Annotated in this window: 13 protein-coding genes; 10 read left to right on the forward strand and 3 right to left on the reverse strand. The window is 62.9% G+C overall.

What is annotated here, in order from left to right; translation table 11 throughout:
- Positions 1 to 61: 61 nt before the first annotated feature.
- The 3 genes from C2H86_RS13970 to C2H86_RS13980 form a co-directional block, all read right to left on the reverse strand.
- Positions 62 to 1,036 (reverse strand): serine/threonine protein kinase, encoded by a 975-nt coding sequence (locus C2H86_RS13970; protein WP_159408616.1) that lies wholly within the window; start codon positions 1,034 to 1,036, stop codon positions 62 to 64.
- A gap of 118 nt (positions 1,037 to 1,154) precedes the next feature.
- On the reverse strand, positions 1,155 to 1,919 hold the full coding sequence (locus tag C2H86_RS13975) for a TOBE domain-containing protein (protein WP_159408617.1): 765 nt from the start codon (positions 1,917 to 1,919) through the stop codon (positions 1,155 to 1,157).
- Between the two features lie 26 nt (positions 1,920 to 1,945).
- Positions 1,946 to 2,683: a ComF family protein gene (locus tag C2H86_RS13980; protein ID WP_159408618.1), complete on the reverse strand. Its 738-nt coding sequence runs from the start codon at positions 2,681 to 2,683 to the stop codon at positions 1,946 to 1,948.
- Positions 2,684 to 2,772: 89 nt separating this feature from the next.
- Between C2H86_RS13980 and bioB the strand changes: the two genes are divergently transcribed.
- The 10 genes from bioB (at position 2,773) to C2H86_RS14030 (ending at position 15,883) form a co-directional block, all read left to right on the forward strand.
- A complete protein-coding gene (gene bioB, locus C2H86_RS13985) occupies positions 2,773 to 3,831 on the forward strand; it encodes a biotin synthase BioB (RefSeq protein WP_159408619.1) in 1,059 nt (352 codons plus the stop codon).
- A gap of 1 nt (position 3,832) precedes the next feature.
- Complete coding sequence (gene bioF, locus C2H86_RS13990; protein ID WP_159408620.1) at positions 3,833 to 5,005, forward strand: 8-amino-7-oxononanoate synthase; 1,173 nt, start codon at positions 3,833 to 3,835, stop codon at positions 5,003 to 5,005.
- Positions 4,998 to 5,729: an alpha/beta fold hydrolase gene (locus C2H86_RS13995; RefSeq protein ID WP_159408621.1), complete on the forward strand. Its 732-nt coding sequence runs from the start codon at positions 4,998 to 5,000 to the stop codon at positions 5,727 to 5,729. The genes bioF and C2H86_RS13995 overlap by 8 nt, the downstream gene beginning before the upstream one ends.
- The gene (gene bioC / locus C2H86_RS14000; RefSeq protein WP_159408622.1) at positions 5,722 to 6,540 is read left to right on the forward strand and encodes a malonyl-ACP O-methyltransferase BioC; all 819 of its coding nucleotides are present in this window, start codon (positions 5,722 to 5,724) and stop codon (positions 6,538 to 6,540) included. The genes C2H86_RS13995 and bioC overlap by 8 nt, the downstream gene beginning before the upstream one ends.
- Positions 6,541 to 6,550: 10 nt before the next feature.
- Positions 6,551 to 7,231, forward strand: a complete 681-nt coding sequence (gene bioD, locus C2H86_RS14005; RefSeq protein ID WP_159408623.1) for a dethiobiotin synthase — start codon at positions 6,551 to 6,553, stop codon at positions 7,229 to 7,231.
- 124 nt (positions 7,232 to 7,355) lie between these two features.
- Positions 7,356 to 7,652 carry a pyrroloquinoline quinone biosynthesis protein PqqE gene (locus C2H86_RS14010; protein WP_103448697.1) on the forward strand — a complete coding sequence of 99 codons (297 nt, stop codon included), beginning with the start codon at positions 7,356 to 7,358 and terminating at the stop codon, positions 7,650 to 7,652.
- A gap of 302 nt (positions 7,653 to 7,954) precedes the next feature.
- The gene (locus C2H86_RS14015; RefSeq protein WP_110639226.1) at positions 7,955 to 9,760 is read left to right on the forward strand and encodes a phenylacyl-CoA dehydrogenase; all 1,806 of its coding nucleotides are present in this window, start codon (positions 7,955 to 7,957) and stop codon (positions 9,758 to 9,760) included.
- A 530-nt stretch (positions 9,761 to 10,290) separates the two neighbouring features.
- Positions 10,291 to 12,420: a cytochrome-c peroxidase gene (locus C2H86_RS14020; protein ID WP_205524547.1), complete on the forward strand. Its 2,130-nt coding sequence runs from the start codon at positions 10,291 to 10,293 to the stop codon at positions 12,418 to 12,420.
- Positions 12,421 to 12,698: 278 nt separating this feature from the next.
- Positions 12,699 to 13,982, forward strand: a complete 1,284-nt coding sequence (locus tag C2H86_RS14025) for a GGDEF domain-containing protein (protein ID WP_159408624.1) — start codon at positions 12,699 to 12,701, stop codon at positions 13,980 to 13,982.
- 122 nt (positions 13,983 to 14,104) lie between these two features.
- Positions 14,105 to 15,883, forward strand: coding sequence for an acyl-CoA dehydrogenase C-terminal domain-containing protein (locus C2H86_RS14030; RefSeq protein WP_159408625.1), 1,779 nt, complete (start codon positions 14,105 to 14,107; stop codon positions 15,881 to 15,883).
- Positions 15,884 to 16,027: the final 144 nt, after the last annotated feature.

Here is a 16,027-nt window from a genome sequence, read left to right on the forward strand (position 1 = left end):
GAATCCTTGCTTAGGTAGCTAAATACAGCGACGCCTATTGTAGACAGACCCTCTCGGCTATCTAGAACAATTTCAATGGTTGTTCGTCCAGCGCCGCCGTCTGCTCACGCAGCGCGAGGATTTGGTCACCCCAGTAACGCGGTTGGCCAAACCAGGGGAAGCTACGCGGGAATGCCGGATCATCCCAGCGCCGCGCCAGCCAGGCGCAGTGGTGCAGCTGGCGCAGGGCGCGCAAGGGCTCGATCAGTGGCAGTTCGCGTGGGTCGAAGTCGTGGAACTCGTTGTAGCCGTCGATCAGCTCGGCCAATTGGCCAAGGCGCTCTTCGCGGCTGCCAGCCAGCATCATCCATAGGTCCTGCACGGCCGGGCCCATACGGCAGTCGTCCAGGTCGACGACGTGATAGACGTCGTCGCGATGCATCAGGTTGCCAGGGTGCAGGTCGCCGTGCAGGCGCATCACCTGATGCGGGGTACGTGCGTAGATATCCTCGACCCGTTTGAGCAGTTCGCGGGCTACGGACTCGAACGCAGGCAGCAACTCACGCGGGACGAAATCGCCCTCCAGCAGTGTTTGCAGTGAAGCGTGGCCGAAGTTGTCCACAGCCAATGTTTCGCGATGTTCGAACGGGCGGGTTGCGGCAACCGCGTGCAGACGGCCGAGCAACTGGCCGAGGCGGTAGAGCTGGTCGAGGTTGCCGGGCTCCGGCGCGTGGCCACCTCGGCGCGGGAACAGGGTGAAGCGAAAGCCCTTGTGCTCGAACAGGGTCTGGCCGCCGTGTTGCAGCGGCGCGACCACGGGCACTTCGCAGTCTGCGAGTTCGGCGGTGAACTGGTGCTCTTCGAGAATCGCCGCATCGCTCCAGCGGCCCGGGCGGTAGAACTTGGCAATCAACGGTTGTGAATCTTCGATGCCCACCTGATAGACGCGGTTCTCGTAGCTGTTCAGCGCCAGGACCCGGGCATCGCTGAGAAAGCCCAGGCTTTCCACTGCGTCCAGGACCAGGTCGGGGGTGAGGGTATCGAAGGGGTGAGACATGGGAGCTCCGGGGTGGGCGGCGTGCGGGTATGGTATCGCATTCCAGTGCGAACCCTTATTACGCCCTGCTCGCGTTTCGTGTGGGAGCGGGCTTGTCCCGCGAAGGGGCCGGTGCGGTTTAAACCGGTACCCCGAGCAACACATAGGACGGTTGAAACTGCACCCGTACCTTGCTCCCTTCGCCCACTGACTGCCCGGCCAGCCAACCCGCCTCGGCAAACGCACACAACGTCTGCCCATTGCCCAGCGCCAAGCGTACCTCGCTGTCGCCCTGTGCATCCGCCAGGACTTCTTCGACGGTAGCGTTCAGCAAGTTGCTGCCGGCCTCGGCTTCATCCTCCGCTCCCAGCAACTGCACCCACCCGGCCTTGAGCAGGGCCATCACTGTGGCCCCCAGTGTCAGCTCCAGCCGCGCCGTGCTGTCATGGGTAATCAATGCGTCGATTTCCAGCCCGCCGCCCAGCGCCAGGCTGACCCGGTCATGCCGGCCCTCCCTGCGCAGCCCGCTGACCTGCCCCTGCAGCTGATTGCGCGCGCTGGTACGCAGCATCAGGCGGCCAAGCAGGTCAAGGTCGCTGGACTCTTCCGCCGCTTCGAGAATCTCTGCCTGCAGTGCCTGCACTTTCTGGTACAGGCGCAGCACCCGCTCACCTTCTACCGAGAGCCTTGCGCCACCCCCGCCACGTCCGCCCGTGCTGCGCTCAACCAAGGGCTGGCTGGCCAGGTTGTTGAGTTCATCGATGGCATCCCAGGCAGCCTTGTAGCTGATGCCGGCAGCCTTGGCCGCACGGGTGATCGAGCCTTGTTCGGCGATGTGCTGGAGCAGGGCGATGCGCTGCGGGCGGCGGGCGATATGCTGGGTGAGGAGTGCGGGGAGGGACATGGTGGCGCCTATCTGGAACTGACCCGTCAAGCTTGCCCCGGTTTTGCCGTGCGTGCCAGGCAATACACATCGACCCTGCGTACGCCGGCCTCACGCAGCAGTTGCGCGATAGCCTGCGCGGTGGCCCCGGTGGTCAGCACATCATCGACCACGGCAACGTGGCTGCCCTTGAGCGATGCCGCGCTGGCCAGCGCGAAAGCCCGGCGCAGGTTGCCTCGGCGTGCCCGGGCATCCAGGTTCTGTTGTGCCGGTGTTTCACGTGTGCGCAGCAACAACCGCTCATCACATTCGATGGCCAGGGCCTTCGACAGCCACCGCCCGAGCATGCCGGCCTGGTTGAAACCTCGCCCGCGTAGCCGACGCCGGGCCAGCGGAACAGGCAACAGCAGGTCTGGCCTGGCCAGGCCATCCTGGTAGCGATGGTGCAAATTGAGGCCGAGCATTTCAGCCATCAATCGGCCCAGCGGCCATTGGCCGTTGTGCTTGAAACGGCTGATCAGTGTGTCCAGCGGGAACCCATAGTGCCAAGGCGCTATGACCTGATCGAAAGCCGGCGGGCGGCGGCTGCACTGGGCGCAGGTCAGGCCGGCCATCGGCAAGGGCAGGGCGCAACGCAGGCAATGTTCATCGAGCCACGGTAGTTCCTGCTCGCAGGCGACACACAGCGGGTAGCGCTGTTCGGCGAGCTCACCGCACAGTAAGCAGCTATGATCAATATTTATACACTTGTAAACCAGTAATTTTAACCAAGGTTGACAGTTCATAGGCCTTCCATGACTATGCGAGCTAACCGTGATGCGCTGGCGGGCACTTGTGCCTCGGCGCCAGCTACAGCCTAAACAAGGAAACGCCGATGAGCGCCAGCACAACTGCAACAACACGTCACGACTGGTCCCTGCCTGAGGTCAAGGCGCTGTTCCAGCAGCCATTCAATGACCTGCTGTTCCACGCGCAGACCGTGCACCGCGCGCATTTCGACCCAAACCGCGTACAGGTTTCGACGCTGCTGTCGATCAAGACCGGTGCCTGCCCGGAAGATTGCAAATATTGTCCGCAGTCCGGCCACTACAACACCGGGCTGGAAAAACAGAAGTTGATGGAAGTGCAAAAGGTGCTCGAGGAAGCCGCCCGCGCCAAAGCCATCGGTTCCACCCGCTTCTGCATGGGTGCGGCCTGGAAGCACCCGTCGGCCAAGGACATGCCCTACGTGCTGGAGATGGTCAAAGGCGTGAAGGCCATGGGCCTGGAAACCTGCATGACCCTCGGCAAGCTCGACCAGGAGCAGACCGCGGCCCTGGCTCAGGCCGGCCTGGACTACTACAACCACAACCTCGACACCTCGCCTGAGTTCTACGGCAGCATCATCACCACCCGTACCTACAGCGAACGCCTGCAGACCCTGGCCTACGTGCGCGATGCCGGGATGAAGATCTGCTCCGGCGGCATTCTGGGCATGGGCGAGTCGCTGGACGACCGTGCCGGCCTGCTGATCCAGCTGGCCAACCTGCCCGAGCACCCGGAATCGGTGCCGATCAACATGCTGGTCAAGGTCGCGGGCACCCCGCTGGCCGAGGAGGAGGACGTCGACCCGTTCGACTTCATCCGCATGCTGGCAGTTGCCCGTATTCTCATGCCCAAGTCGCACGTGCGCCTGTCCGCCGGCCGCGAGCAAATGAACGAGCAGATGCAGGCCCTCGCCTTCATGGCTGGCGCCAACTCGATCTTCTACGGCGAGAAACTGCTGACCACCGCCAACCCGCAGGCTGACAAGGACATGCAGCTGTTCGCCCGCCTGGGCATCAAGCCTGAAGCGCGCGAAGAGCATGCCGACGAAGTGCACCAGGCGGCCATCGAGCAGGCCCTGGTCGAGCAACGCAGCAGCGAGCTGTTCTATAACGCCGCGTCGGCCTGAGATGGCCTTTGACCTGGCGGCGCGCCTGGCCGAACGGCGCGCCGCAGACCTGTATCGGCAGCGGCCATTGCTGGAAAGCCCGCAGGCGCCTGAGGTAGTGGTCGATGGCCAGCGCTTGCTGGCCTTCTGCAGCAATGACTACCTGGGGCTGGCCAACCACCCTGAAGTGATCGCTGCCTGGCAGGCTGGCGCCGAGCGCTGGGGTGTCGGCGGTGGAGCCTCGCACCTGGTGATTGGCCACAGCGCGCCGCATCATGCTGTCGAAGAGGCGCTGGCCGAACTGACCGGCCGCCCACGCGCGCTGCTGTTTTCCACAGGCTACATGGCCAACCTTGGCGCCATCACCGCACTGGTGGGGCAGGGCGACACCGTGCTGCAGGACCGCCTGAACCACGCGTCGCTGCTAGATGGCGGGCTGCTCAGTGGTGCCCGTTTCAGCCGCTACCTGCACAACGACGCTATCAGCCTGGCCAGCCGCCTGGGCAAGGCAACTGGCAACACCCTGGTGGTCACCGACGGCGTGTTCAGCATGGACGGTGACCTTGCCGACCTGCCGGCGTTGGCCGCCGTGGCCCGCGCCCGCGGGGCCTGGCTGATGGTCGACGACGCCCATGGCCTGGGGACCTTGGGGGCTCAGGGGGGCGGCATCGTCGAGCACTTCGGCCTGGGCATCGACGACGTGCCGGTGCTGATCGGCACCCTGGGCAAGGCCTGTGGCACCGCCGGCGCTTTCGTCGCCGGCAGCGAAGAGCTGATCGAAGCACTGGTGCAGTTCGCCCGGCCCTATATCTACACCACCAGCCAGCCGCCAGCGCTGGCCTGCGCCACGCTCAAGAGCCTGGAGCTGCTGCGCCGCGAAGCCTGGCGCCGCGAGCACCTGGCTGCGCTGATCCGCCAGTTCCGTCAGGGCGCCTCGCAAATCGGCCTGCAGTTGATGGACAGCCCTACACCGATCCAGCCGATCCTGATCGGCGACAGTGCCCAGGCCCTCAAGCTGTCGCGCATGCTGCGTGACCGCGGCCTGTTGGTAACCGCGATCCGCCCGCCAACTGTGCCTGCTGGCAGCGCCCGCTTGCGGGTCACCCTGAGTGCCGCACACAGCGAGGCGCAGGTACAGCTATTGTTGAATGCATTGGCCGAGTGTTATCCACAGCTGGAGGCCGCCGATGCGTAACCGTTTGATCCTTCTTCCCGGCTGGGGGCTGGGCACCGCCGCCCTTGAGCCGCTCGCCGCCAGCCTGCGGGCCCAGGACGCACGTCTGCAGGTCGAACTGATGCCCCTGCCGGAACTGGCCGATGCCGATGTGCAAGCCTGGGTGGACTACCTTGACCGCAAATTGCCCAGCGATACCTGGCTGGGTGGCTGGTCGCTCGGCGGCATGCTCGCCAGCGAACTGGCGCGCAAGCGTGGCGATCACTGCTGCGGCCTGCTGACGTTGGGCAGCAACCCCAGTTTCGTGGTCCGCGCCGATTGGCCACATGGCATGGCCGAGGACACGTTCGGCACGTTTCTCGATGGTTGCCGCAGCCACACCTCGGTGACCCTCAAGCGCTTCCGCACCCTGTGCAGCGATGGTGCCCTGCAGCCTCGCACACTCCTGCGTCAACTGGGTGTCGGCGTGCCGGACACCGACCCGCTGTACCTGGCCACCGGCCTGGAAGTGCTGGCCAGGCTCGATACCCGTGAGGCGCTGCAGGCCTATGGCGGCCCGCAGTTGCACCTGTTCGCCGGCAGCGATGCGCTGGTGCCGGCCGAGGCGGCCAAAGCGCTGAGCGAGCTGCTGCCCGACGTGGAAGTCGGCCTGGTCGAAGACAGTTCCCACGCCTTCCTGCTGGAATATCCACAGGAGTTGGCGGCGGGCATCAAGAGTTTCCTGCATGAGAGTGGCGATGACTGACCTTTCCCGTCCAACCCTGCCCGGCGCGCTACCGGACAAGCGCCAGGTGGCCGCATCGTTCTCCCGTGCGGCCGCCAGCTACGACAGCGTTGCGGCCCTGCAGCGTGCGGTAGGCGTGAGCCTGCTGGACCAGTTGCCGGACGACATGGCACCGACGCGCTGGCTGGACCTTGGCAGTGGCACGGGGCATTTCAGCCGGGTGCTGGGCGAACGTTTTACCCAGGCAGCCGGTGTTGCCGTGGATATCGCCGAAGGCATGCTGTGCCACGCACGTGGTGAACCGGCTGGGGCGCGGTATTACGTGGCCGGCGATGCCGAGCGCCTGCCGCTGCGTGATGCCTGTGTCGACCTGGTGTTCACCAGCCTTGCGGTGCAGTGGTGCGGTAAGTTCGCCAGTGTGCTGGACGAAGCCCGACGCGTATTGCGTCCGGGTGGAGTCCTGGCCTTCAGCAGCCTGTGCGTCGGCACCCTCGATGAGTTGCGTGCCAGCTGGCAGGCGGTGGATGGCATGGTGCATGTCAACCGTTTCCGCAGGTTTGAAGACTATCAGCGCCTTTGTGCAGCCAGTGGCCTCGTCCAGGTCAGCCTGCAGCGTCAGGCCCATGTGCTGCACTACCCCGATGTGCGCAGCCTGACTCACGAACTCAAGGCGCTCGGCGCTCACAATCTCAACCCTGGGCGGCCTTCTGGCCTGACCGGTCGTGCGCGCATGCAAGGCCTGTTGCAGGCCTATGAAGCGTTTCGCCAGCCCCAGGGGCTGCCGGCCACCTATCAGGTGGTCTATGGTGTGATGCGCAAGCCACAGGCATGAGAGGAGCGACATGAGCCAGGCCTATTTCATAGCCGGGACCGACACCGATGTCGGCAAGACCACCATCGCGGCGGGGCTGCTGCATGCGGCACGGTTGCAGGGGCTGAGTACCTTGGGCGCGAAGCCGGTGGCTTCAGGTTGCACGATGACGCCTAAGGGCCTGCGCAATAGTGATGCCCAGGCGCTGATCGACGAAAGCTCGGTCAAGCTCGCCTACGAAGAGGTCAACCCGTATGCCTTCGAGCCGGCCATTGCACCGCACGTGGCGGCCCGGGAGGCGGGTGTTGCGCTGGAAGTCGCCGTGTTGTCCAGGGCCATGCGCCATGTGCTGGACCAGGGGGCAGACTTCACCCTGGTCGAAGGTGCGGGCGGTTGGCGGGTACCATTGTCCAACCACGCCAACCTGTCGGACCTGGCAATTGCCCTCAAGCTGCCGGTGATTCTGGTGGTCGGGGTGCGCCTGGGCTGCATCAACCACGCGCTGCTCAGTGCTGAAGCCATTGCTCGGGACGGGCTGCAGCTGGCGGGCTGGGTGGCGAACATCATCGAACCGCGGACTTCGCGGCTGGAGGAAAACCTCGCCAGCCTGGCGGAGCGTTTGCCTGCGCCGTGCCTGGGGCGGGTGCCGAAGCTCAAGCAGGCTACGGCGGATGCCGTGGCGGAGCACCTGCAACTCGACTTGCTGGATTGAGAGCTGGCAGGTATGCCCAGGGCCTATCAAGTAGCACTGGGCCATTAGGGATTTAAACGGGCCTTTTCGCGCCTGGCCTGCTTTAATTAGCCCTGTTCATATCCAGCGTCATTGGAGTTCTGACATGGAAATCACCGGCAGCACCGCGTACTACGCCGGCCTCAACGCCATCTACAACGGCCAGAACCGCGTCGATCAGGCCGCCGGCCAGATCGCCAATGCCTCGGTCGAGCGCGCCGCCACCAGCCAGTCCAGCGACTTCCAGGCCGAGCGCCTGCGCGGGGTCGACCGCAGCCAGCAGATGGACCTGGCAACCAGCACCGTGCAATTGAACCTGGGCAAGACCGAGGTCGAACTCGGTGCAAAGGTGGCCAAGGCTTCCGACGAAATGCTTGGGCGGTTCATCGATACCTACGCCTGATTCCGACAGACCGACAGCTACCTCTGTGGGAGCGGGCTTGCCCCGCGAATGCGGCAGAACAGACAACCTATCCTGTCTGGGCTGGCGCTTTCGCGGGTCAAGCCCGCTCCCACAGTCGTTTCTGAGGGCATTTTTGCACAATGGCATAAACGCCATCTTTCGCGGCGTAAATGGCACTATAGTCCCTCCTTGACATCGGGCGGTCCTAAACGTAAGTTTCAAACAACTGTTTGACCGAAAGCCGACAAGAGCTGGTCGGTATCAGCGGTCCCCTACCGAACTCATCACAGAGGTTCATCGCAATGCCTGATTACAAAGCCCCCTTGCGTGATATTCGTTTCGTTCGCGACGAGCTGCTCGGCTACGAGGCGCACTATCAGAGCCTGCCGGGTTGCCAGGACGCCACACCGGACATGGTCGACGCGATCCTGGAAGAAGGCGCGAAGTTCTGTGAGCAGGTGCTGTCGCCGCTGAACCGTGTCGGTGACCAGGAAGGCTGCACCTGGAGCGAGTCGGGCGTGAAGACCCCGACCGGTTTCAAGGCTGCCTACGAGCAGTTCGTGGAAGGTGGCTGGCCGAGCCTGGCGCATGACGTCGAGCACGGCGGCCAGGGCCTGCCAGAGTCGCTGGGCCTGGCCCTGAGCGAAATGGTCGGCGGTTCCAACTGGTCGTGGGGCATGTACCCAGGCCTGTCCCACGGCGCGATGAACACCATCTCCGCGCACGGCACCGCCGAGCAACAGCACACCTACCTGACCAAACTGGTGTCCGGCGAGTGGACCGGCACCATGTGCCTGACCGAGCCACACTGCGGTACCGACCTGGGCATGCTGCGCACCAAGGCCGAGCCACAGGCCGACGGCAGCTACAAAGTCTCCGGCACCAAGATCTTCATTTCGGCCGGCGAACACGACATGGCCGACAACATCGTCCACATCGTGCTGGCGCGTCTGCCGGATGCTCCGGCTGGCACCAAAGGTATCTCGCTGTTCATCGTGCCGAAGTTCCTGCCCAACGCCGAAGGCGGCGTGGGTGAGCGCAACGGCGTGAGCTGTGGCTCGATCGAGCACAAGATGGGCATCCACGGCAACGCCACCTGCGTGATGAACTTCGACGCTGCCACCGGCTACCTGATCGGCCCGGCCAACAAAGGCCTGAACTGCATGTTCACCTTCATGAACACCGCACGCCTGGGTACTGCGCTGCAGGGCCTGGCCCACGCCGAAGTGGCCTTCCAGGGTGGCCTGAAATATGCCCGTGAACGCCTGCAGATGCGTTCTCTGACCGGCCCGAAAGCACCGGACAAAGCCGCTGACCCGATCATCGTCCACCCGGACGTGCGTCGCATGCTGCTGACTATGAAGGCCTTCGCTGAAGGCAACCGCGCGATGGTGTACTTCACCGCCAAGCAGGTGGACATCGTCAAGTACAGCCAGGACGAGGAAGAGCGCAAGAAGGCCGACGCCCTGCTGGCGTTCCTGACCCCGATCGCCAAGGCATTCATGACCGAGGTCGGCTTCGAGGCTGCCAACCACGGTGTGCAGATCTACGGTGGCCACGGCTTCATCGCCGAGTGGGGCATGGAGCAGAACGTGCGCGACAGCCGCATCTCCATGCTGTACGAAGGCACCACCGGCATCCAGGCCCTCGACCTGCTGGGCCGCAAGGTGCTGATGACCCAGGGCGAAGCGCTCAAGGGCTTCACCAAGATCGTGCACAAGTTCTGCCAGGCGCAGGAAGGCAATGACGCGGTCAAGGAGTTCGTCGAGCCATTGGCTGCGCTGAACAAGGAGTGGGGCGAGCTGACCATGAAAGTGGGCATGGCCGCGATGAAGGACCGCGAGGAAGTCGGTGCTGCATCGGTGGATTACCTGATGTATTCCGGTTACGCGTGCCTGGCCTACTTCTGGGCTGACATCGCCCGCCTGGCGGCTGAAAAACTGGCAGCCGGCACCAGCGAAGAAGGCTTCTACACCGCCAAGCTGCAGACCGCGCGCTTCTACTTCCAGCGCATCCTGCCGCGCACCCGTGCTCACGTGGCCACCATGCTGTCGGGTGCCAACAACCTGATGGACATGAAAGAAGAAGACTTCTCGCTGGGTTACTAAGCCCGGGTGAGGTACTGAAAAAAACGCCGCTCCTAGTGATCGGCGTTTTTTTTTGGCTTTAAATTTTAATTAGACCTAATCGGGCCTGTCTGCATTGTTTCAATACGTTTAAATAAGCATAGCTGGCGCAGCGCAACTTTCGTGCGCGTGCTGCTTTCGTTCTTCTTCACGTATTAGCTTGGTTTTATTCCACACTTCTCCAACTATTGGTCAGCCGTTCTGTATGAGATAGCAAATACGTTGCCAGGTTTTACCTAAGCGCAGGATGCCTGCGAGCTGGGAATTCTGGCGTCTGTGAACGCTTCGTGAACGCAACATGGGGAATGCCACCCACTAGTGGGGGCGAATTTGCACCGGAACTGAGTAAGTTGGGTGATCAGTATTTATTGGTATGAACACGTAAATAAACCGATATAAAAAATCACTGAATGTTTCGCACCGAAATACTTTGTTACAGCTATGGTGGCATTAAGCGCACTTAGTTGCGTGAACGATCAGCCTGAAAAACCTGAGCCGTCGGGAAGTCCATCATGGTCGACTATCTGAGTAACTTGCGAATCCCTCGTCTGGCCTGTGCGATAGCGATGACACTCGCCGCCGGCCTTCCTTTGACCTGCGCTCGGGCCGCGGACCCGGCCGAGACCGAGCCGGTGACGCCGGAAGTGCCTACCCTGCAGTCACTGCGTGGCATGACGCCGCCGGACCCCTCGGGTACCGAAGGTGGCCGCAAGGTCGACCTGATGTCCGATTATGTGATCAATCGCGGGGCGGTGGTGCTGTTGGGCAAGGCCCTGTTCTGGGACATGGCGATCGGCAGTGACGGGGCCACCGCCTGCGCTTCCTGCCACTACCACGCGGGTGTCGATCACCGGGTCACCAACCAGATCAACCCCGGCCAAGCCAATACCAATGCCAACGTCGCGTCGATCTTCAACAAGCCGTTCACGGCCGCTGATATTCCCGGCGACGTGCCGAGCTACGCCATGCGTTCCGGTGGCAAGGGCGGCCCGAACTACACGTTGAAAAAGGGCGACTTCCCCACCCACGTGCTGGCCAACCCCCTGGATCGCAACTCGGCGATCGTCTATTCGAGTGATGACGTCATCGGCTCGCAAGGTGTGTTCGATGCCAACTTCGTCAAACCCCGTCAATCGCGCTACGACAAATGCACCCAGCAACCGGACGGCATCTTCCAGGTGGGTGGCATCAACGTGCGCCGGAGCACCGGTCGCAATGCGCCGTCGGTGATCAATGCAGCCTTCAACGTACGCAACTTCTGGGATGGGCGGGCCAACAACGTGTTCAACGGCTTCTCGCCGTTCGGTAATCGCGACCCTGACGCGGGGATCTTCGTGACCAAGGATGGCAGTGGCGTGGCGGCCAAGGTGCGGCTGGCCCTCAAGGATGCCTCGGCCGCCTCGCAAGCCGTCGGGCCTCCCGGCAGTGCGGTGGAAATGTCCTGTGGCGGGCGCACCTTCGCCGACATTGGCCGGCGCATGCTAGACACCATGATGCTCAAGGGGCAGAAGATCTCGCCGACCGATTCGGTACTCGGGCCTGTCTCCAGTGCCCGTCGGCCGACCTATCGCGAGCTGATCAAGAACGCCTTCCAGCCCCGCCTGTGGAATGCCACGCAGCAGGTTCTGCTGGGCAGTGAGCCCTACTCCCAGATGGAAGCGAACTTCCCGCTGTTCTTCGGGCTGGCGATCCAGATGTACGAGGCCACGCTGATCTCCGACCAGGCGCCACTCGATGCCTATTTGCAGGGCGACCACACCGCCATGAATGCCCAGCAGGTGCAGGGCATGGAGCTGTTCCTGGGCAAGGGCAAGTGTGTCGCCTGCCATGGGGGCGCCGAGTTGACCAACGCGGGAAGCCGGCTGTTGTTCCAGCCTCATGAGCGCATCGAGCGCATGGTCATGGCCGACGGCCTGACCACGCTCTACGACAACGGGTTCTACAACACCGGTGTGCGCCCGACCTCCGAGGACCTGGCGCTGGGTGGCTCGGACGCCTGGGGCAATCCTCTGTCCTTCACCCGCGAGTACAACACCCAGCTGCAAGGTGGGAATATTCCTGACCCACTGGAAGTCGATGTGTGCACCTTCGAGGCGCCGCTGAGCGCAGCGGTTCCCTGCGACCCGACCCTCAAGCCCAGTGTCGGTTTCCGCGACTCGGTCGATGGCGCCTTCAAGACCCCGACCCTGCGTAACATTGCCTTGACCGGGCCGTACTTCCACAACGGCAGCCGGGCAACGCTGCAGCAGGTGATGGAGTTCTACAACCGCGGCGGTGACCGGCGTGGCGAGGACGCCAGCAACACCAGCGGCTTCGAGCACCCGGCAGTCAATCAGCACAACGGCTCCAACCTTGATCCGGACATGACCGCGCTGAACTTGACCCCGGATGAAGTGGATGCACTGGTCAAGTTCATGGAAGTCGGCTTGACCGACCCGCGCGTCGCCTGGGAGCGGGCACCGTTCGATCACCCGTCACTGATACTGCCGCAGGGTGAGAAGGGCGATGAGAACGCGGTTACGCAAAAGCCGGGCAGTACCTCACGGCAAGCGTTGGACGCCGATTTCCAGCTCAATGCCGTGGGTGCCTCAGGGCGCTCCACTGCGCAGGGGGCACTGCTGCCGTTCAACAACGACCTGTAACGCTACCCCCTGTGGGAGCGGCCTTGTGTCGCGAAAGGGCCGCACAGCGGCCCCGAGGTTTCAGAGTGCATGCATAGATCGCTGGGGCTGCTACGCAGCCCTTTCGCGACGCAAGGCCGCTCCTACACAACGATCGCGGTGGCTTTCAGTTACAAGAAAAGCTCAAGCCTTCGACCCCCGCTGCCGTTAACCCCACCGGTGTACTCATCTATTCACGTGTGCTGCCGATGAAGTGAAGGCACAATGCTATTATTGATCTGCCGGGTCGGAGATTGCCCTTGTTTCGTCTAAACGCTGTTCGCGCGAGCCATTTCCTGCCTTCGCTGTTTTTGCTGTTGGCTGGGCTTGCGGCGGCCTATGTGAGAGACCTCAGCGTCTTCTTCACATCACTGTTCAACGTCCTCCCCACCCTGGTCCTGCTGCTGGGCGGTGCCTACTGCGCCGTGTATCGCCGCCAGCGTGAGCTGTTCCTCATGGTCACGGTGTACATCGCCTATTTCCTGCTCGATACCCAGACCGACTTCTATCGTGACAACGGCCGCGTGCGCGAGGATGCGGCCGTGATCTTCCACCTGGTGTGTCTGTTGTTACCTGCCTTATACGGGCTGTTCGGCGCCTGGCAGGAACGTACCCATCTGGCCCAGGACCTGCTGGCCCGCTTCGCCGTGCTGTTTGCCGTCGGCAGCGTGGCCGTGGCCCTGGAACAAAGCTTCCCGCAAGCGCTGCTGGCCTGGTTGGCGGAAATCCGCTGGCCGTCGCTGCATGGCCAGTGGATGAGCCTGATCCAGATGGTCTACCCGGTGTTCTTCGTGGTGTTTGTCTTGCTGGTCGTGCAATACCTGCGCGAGCCCCGGCCCTTGCATGCGGCGCAGCTGATCGGCCTGGTCGGTATCTTCTGGATGCTGCCCAAGACCTTCATCCTGCCCTTTACCCTGAACATCATGTGCAGCCAGGTGATGCTGATGATTGCCGCCGCGGTCTCGCACGAGGCCTATCAGATGGCCTTCCGTGACGAACTGACCGGTTTGCCTGGGCGCCGTGCGTTGAACGAGCGCATGCAACGCCTGGGTCGCAATTACGTGATCGCGATGACCGACGTCGACCACTTCAAGAAATTCAACGACACCCACGGCCATGATGTCGGTGACCAGGTGCTGCGGCTGGTCGCCAGCCGGTTGTCCAAGGTCACCGGCGGTGGCCGCGCCTATCGTTACGGTGGCGAAGAATTCGCCCTGGTGTTTGCCGGCAAGACTGCCGAAGAGTGCGTACCGCACGTGGAAGCGGTACGCGAGCTGATCGCCAACTACACCATGCACCTGCGTGACCAGAACAGCCGCCCGCAGGACGATTCCGCCGGGCGTCAGCGCCGTAGCGGCAGCGCCGGTGGTACGGTCTCGGTAACCATCAGCATCGGCGTCGCCGAGCGGCTGGTCGATCATCGCAACCCGGAGGAAGTGCTCAAGTCCGCCGATCAGGCGCTTTACAGCGCCAAGGGTGCAGGGCGCAACTGTGTCATGGTTTATGGTCAACAATCTCAGCGCGGGGCAGTGCGGATGGCGTGACTGGAACAGACTACATGGTCGCGTGATGACCCTATGTCTCGCAAAAGTTGTTCGGTTACACTGGATTCAACCCCGGGTTGCTTTTTCACGAGCCGCCCCGACCCGACCAGCGAGAGGTTGTCATGGCTGACTATAAAGCGCCCCTGCGCGACATGCGCTTCGTATTGAATGAAGTCTTCAACGTGGCCGAGCTGTGGGCGCAGTTGCCCGAACTGGCCGAGGCAGTCGATGCGGATACCGCCATGGCTGTGCTGGAGGAAGCCGGCAAGGTCACCAGCAAGACCATTGCCCCCCTCAGCCGCGCCGCCGACGAAGAAGGCTGCCACTGGGACAATGGTGCCGTGCGTACGCCAGCCGGCTTCATCGAGGCCTACAACACCTACGCCGAAGGCGGTTGGGTGGGCGTGGGCGGTGACCCGCAATTCGGTGGCATGGGCATGCCCAAGGCAATCTCGGCCCAGGTCGAGGAAATGGTCAACGCCTCGAGCCTGGCGTTCGGCCTGTACCCGATGCTGACCGCCGGTGCCTGCCTGTCGATCAACGCCCACGCCAGTGAAGCGCTGAAGGAACAGTACCTGCCGAACATGTACGCCGGCGTCTGGGCCGGCTCCATGTGCCTGACCGAACCGCATGCCGGTACCGACCTGGGCATCATCCGCACCAAGGCCGAGCCCCAGGCCGATGGCAGCTATAAGGTCAGCGGCACCAAGATCTTCATTACCGGCGGTGAGCATGATCTGACCGAGAACATCGTCCACCTGGTGCTGGCCAAGCTGCCGGAAGCACCGGCGGGGCCCAAAGGCATCTCGCTGTTCCTGGTGCCGAAGTTCCTGGTCAACCAAGATGGCAGCCTCGGCGCACGCAACCCGGCCACCTGTGGCTCGATCGAGCACAAGATGGGCATCCAGGCTTCGGCGACCTGCGTGATGAACTTCGACGAGGCCGTCGGCTACATCGTCGGCGAGCCGAACAAGGGCCTGGCGGCCATGTTCACCATGATGAACTACGAACGCCTGGGCGTAGGTATCCAGGGCCTGGCGTCGGCCGAGCGTTCCTACCAGAACGCTGTGGAATATGCCCGTGATCGCCTGCAGAGCCGCGCCCCGACCGGGCCGCAAGCCAAGGACAAGGCCGCCGACCCGATCATCGTCCACCCTGATGTGCGGCGCATGCTGCTGACCATGAAGGCGCTGATCGAGGGCGGTCGTGCCTTCTCTACTTATGTGGCGATGCAGCTCGACAGCGCCAAGTACAGCGAAGACCCGGTCACGCGCAAACGCAGCGAAGAGCTGGTGGCACTGCTGACTCCGGTGGCCAAGGCCTTCCTCACCGACCTTGGCCTTGAGTGCACGGTGCACGGGCAGCAGGTATTCGGTGGCCACGGCTACATTCGCGAGTGGGGCCAGGAGCAACTGGTGCGCGATGTGCGTATCACCCAGATCTACGAAGGCACCAACGGTATCCAGGCGCTGGACCTCATGGGGCGCAAGGTGGTGGCCAGCGGTGGTGCGTACTACAAGCTCTTCTCTGACGAGATTCGCCAGTTCATTGCCAGTGCTGATGGCCAGCTGGGCGAATTTACCAAGCCGCTGGGCGCCTACCTGGATCAGCTCGACGGGTTGACCGAGTGGGTGCTGGCGCAGGCCAAGGGTAATCCGAATGAGATCGGTGCCGCTTCGGTCGAGTACCTGCAGGCCTTTGGCTATGTGGCCTATGCCTACATGTGGGCACTGATGGCGCGGGCGGCCAAGGCCGGTGAGGGCGACGAGGCCTTCTATGCAGCCAAGCTGGGCACGGCGCGGTTCTACTTCGCGCGCTTGCTGCCACGGGTGAATTCGTTGGTGGCCTCGGTGAAGGCGGGCAGTGAGTCGCTGTACCTGCTGGATGCCGAACAGTTTTGAAGTGTTTGCGAGATATTACTTCTTGTAAGCCTTTTCCTACATGACGTGGTGACTTTTCGCCACTGGCGTCAGATTGGATCCACAGTTAATCTTTCTACATGGACGTTGCGCAGGAAGCGCAAAGGACAGAACAGGGACAACGAA

It is taken from the genome of Pseudomonas putida (assembly GCF_009883635.2).
In the GTDB taxonomy this organism is placed as follows: domain Bacteria; phylum Pseudomonadota; class Gammaproteobacteria; order Pseudomonadales; family Pseudomonadaceae; genus Aquipseudomonas; species Aquipseudomonas putida_W.

Coding starts and splice junctions, on each gene's coding strand:
- C2H86_RS14010 (WP_103448697.1), top strand. CDS start 7,356: ATGGAAATCACCGGCAGCACCGCGTACTACGCCGGCCTCAACGCCATC.
- C2H86_RS14020 (WP_205524547.1), top strand. CDS start 10,291: ATGGTCGACTATCTGAGTAACTTGCGAATCCCTCGTCTGGCCTGTGCG.
- C2H86_RS13970 (WP_159408616.1), bottom strand. CDS start 1,036: ATGTCTCACCCCTTCGATACCCTCACCCCCGACCTGGTCCTGGACGCA.
- C2H86_RS14015 (WP_110639226.1), top strand. CDS start 7,955: ATGCCTGATTACAAAGCCCCCTTGCGTGATATTCGTTTCGTTCGCGAC.
- C2H86_RS13980 (WP_159408618.1), bottom strand. CDS start 2,683: ATGAACTGTCAACCTTGGTTAAAATTACTGGTTTACAAGTGTATAAAT.
- bioD (WP_159408623.1), top strand. CDS start 6,551: ATGAGCCAGGCCTATTTCATAGCCGGGACCGACACCGATGTCGGCAAG.
- C2H86_RS14030 (WP_159408625.1), top strand. CDS start 14,105: ATGGCTGACTATAAAGCGCCCCTGCGCGACATGCGCTTCGTATTGAAT.
- bioC (WP_159408622.1), top strand. CDS start 5,722: ATGACTGACCTTTCCCGTCCAACCCTGCCCGGCGCGCTACCGGACAAG.
- bioB (WP_159408619.1), top strand. CDS start 2,773: ATGAGCGCCAGCACAACTGCAACAACACGTCACGACTGGTCCCTGCCT.
- C2H86_RS13975 (WP_159408617.1), bottom strand. CDS start 1,919: ATGTCCCTCCCCGCACTCCTCACCCAGCATATCGCCCGCCGCCCGCAG.
- C2H86_RS13995 (WP_159408621.1), top strand. CDS start 4,998: ATGCGTAACCGTTTGATCCTTCTTCCCGGCTGGGGGCTGGGCACCGCC.
- bioF (WP_159408620.1), top strand. CDS start 3,833: ATGGCCTTTGACCTGGCGGCGCGCCTGGCCGAACGGCGCGCCGCAGAC.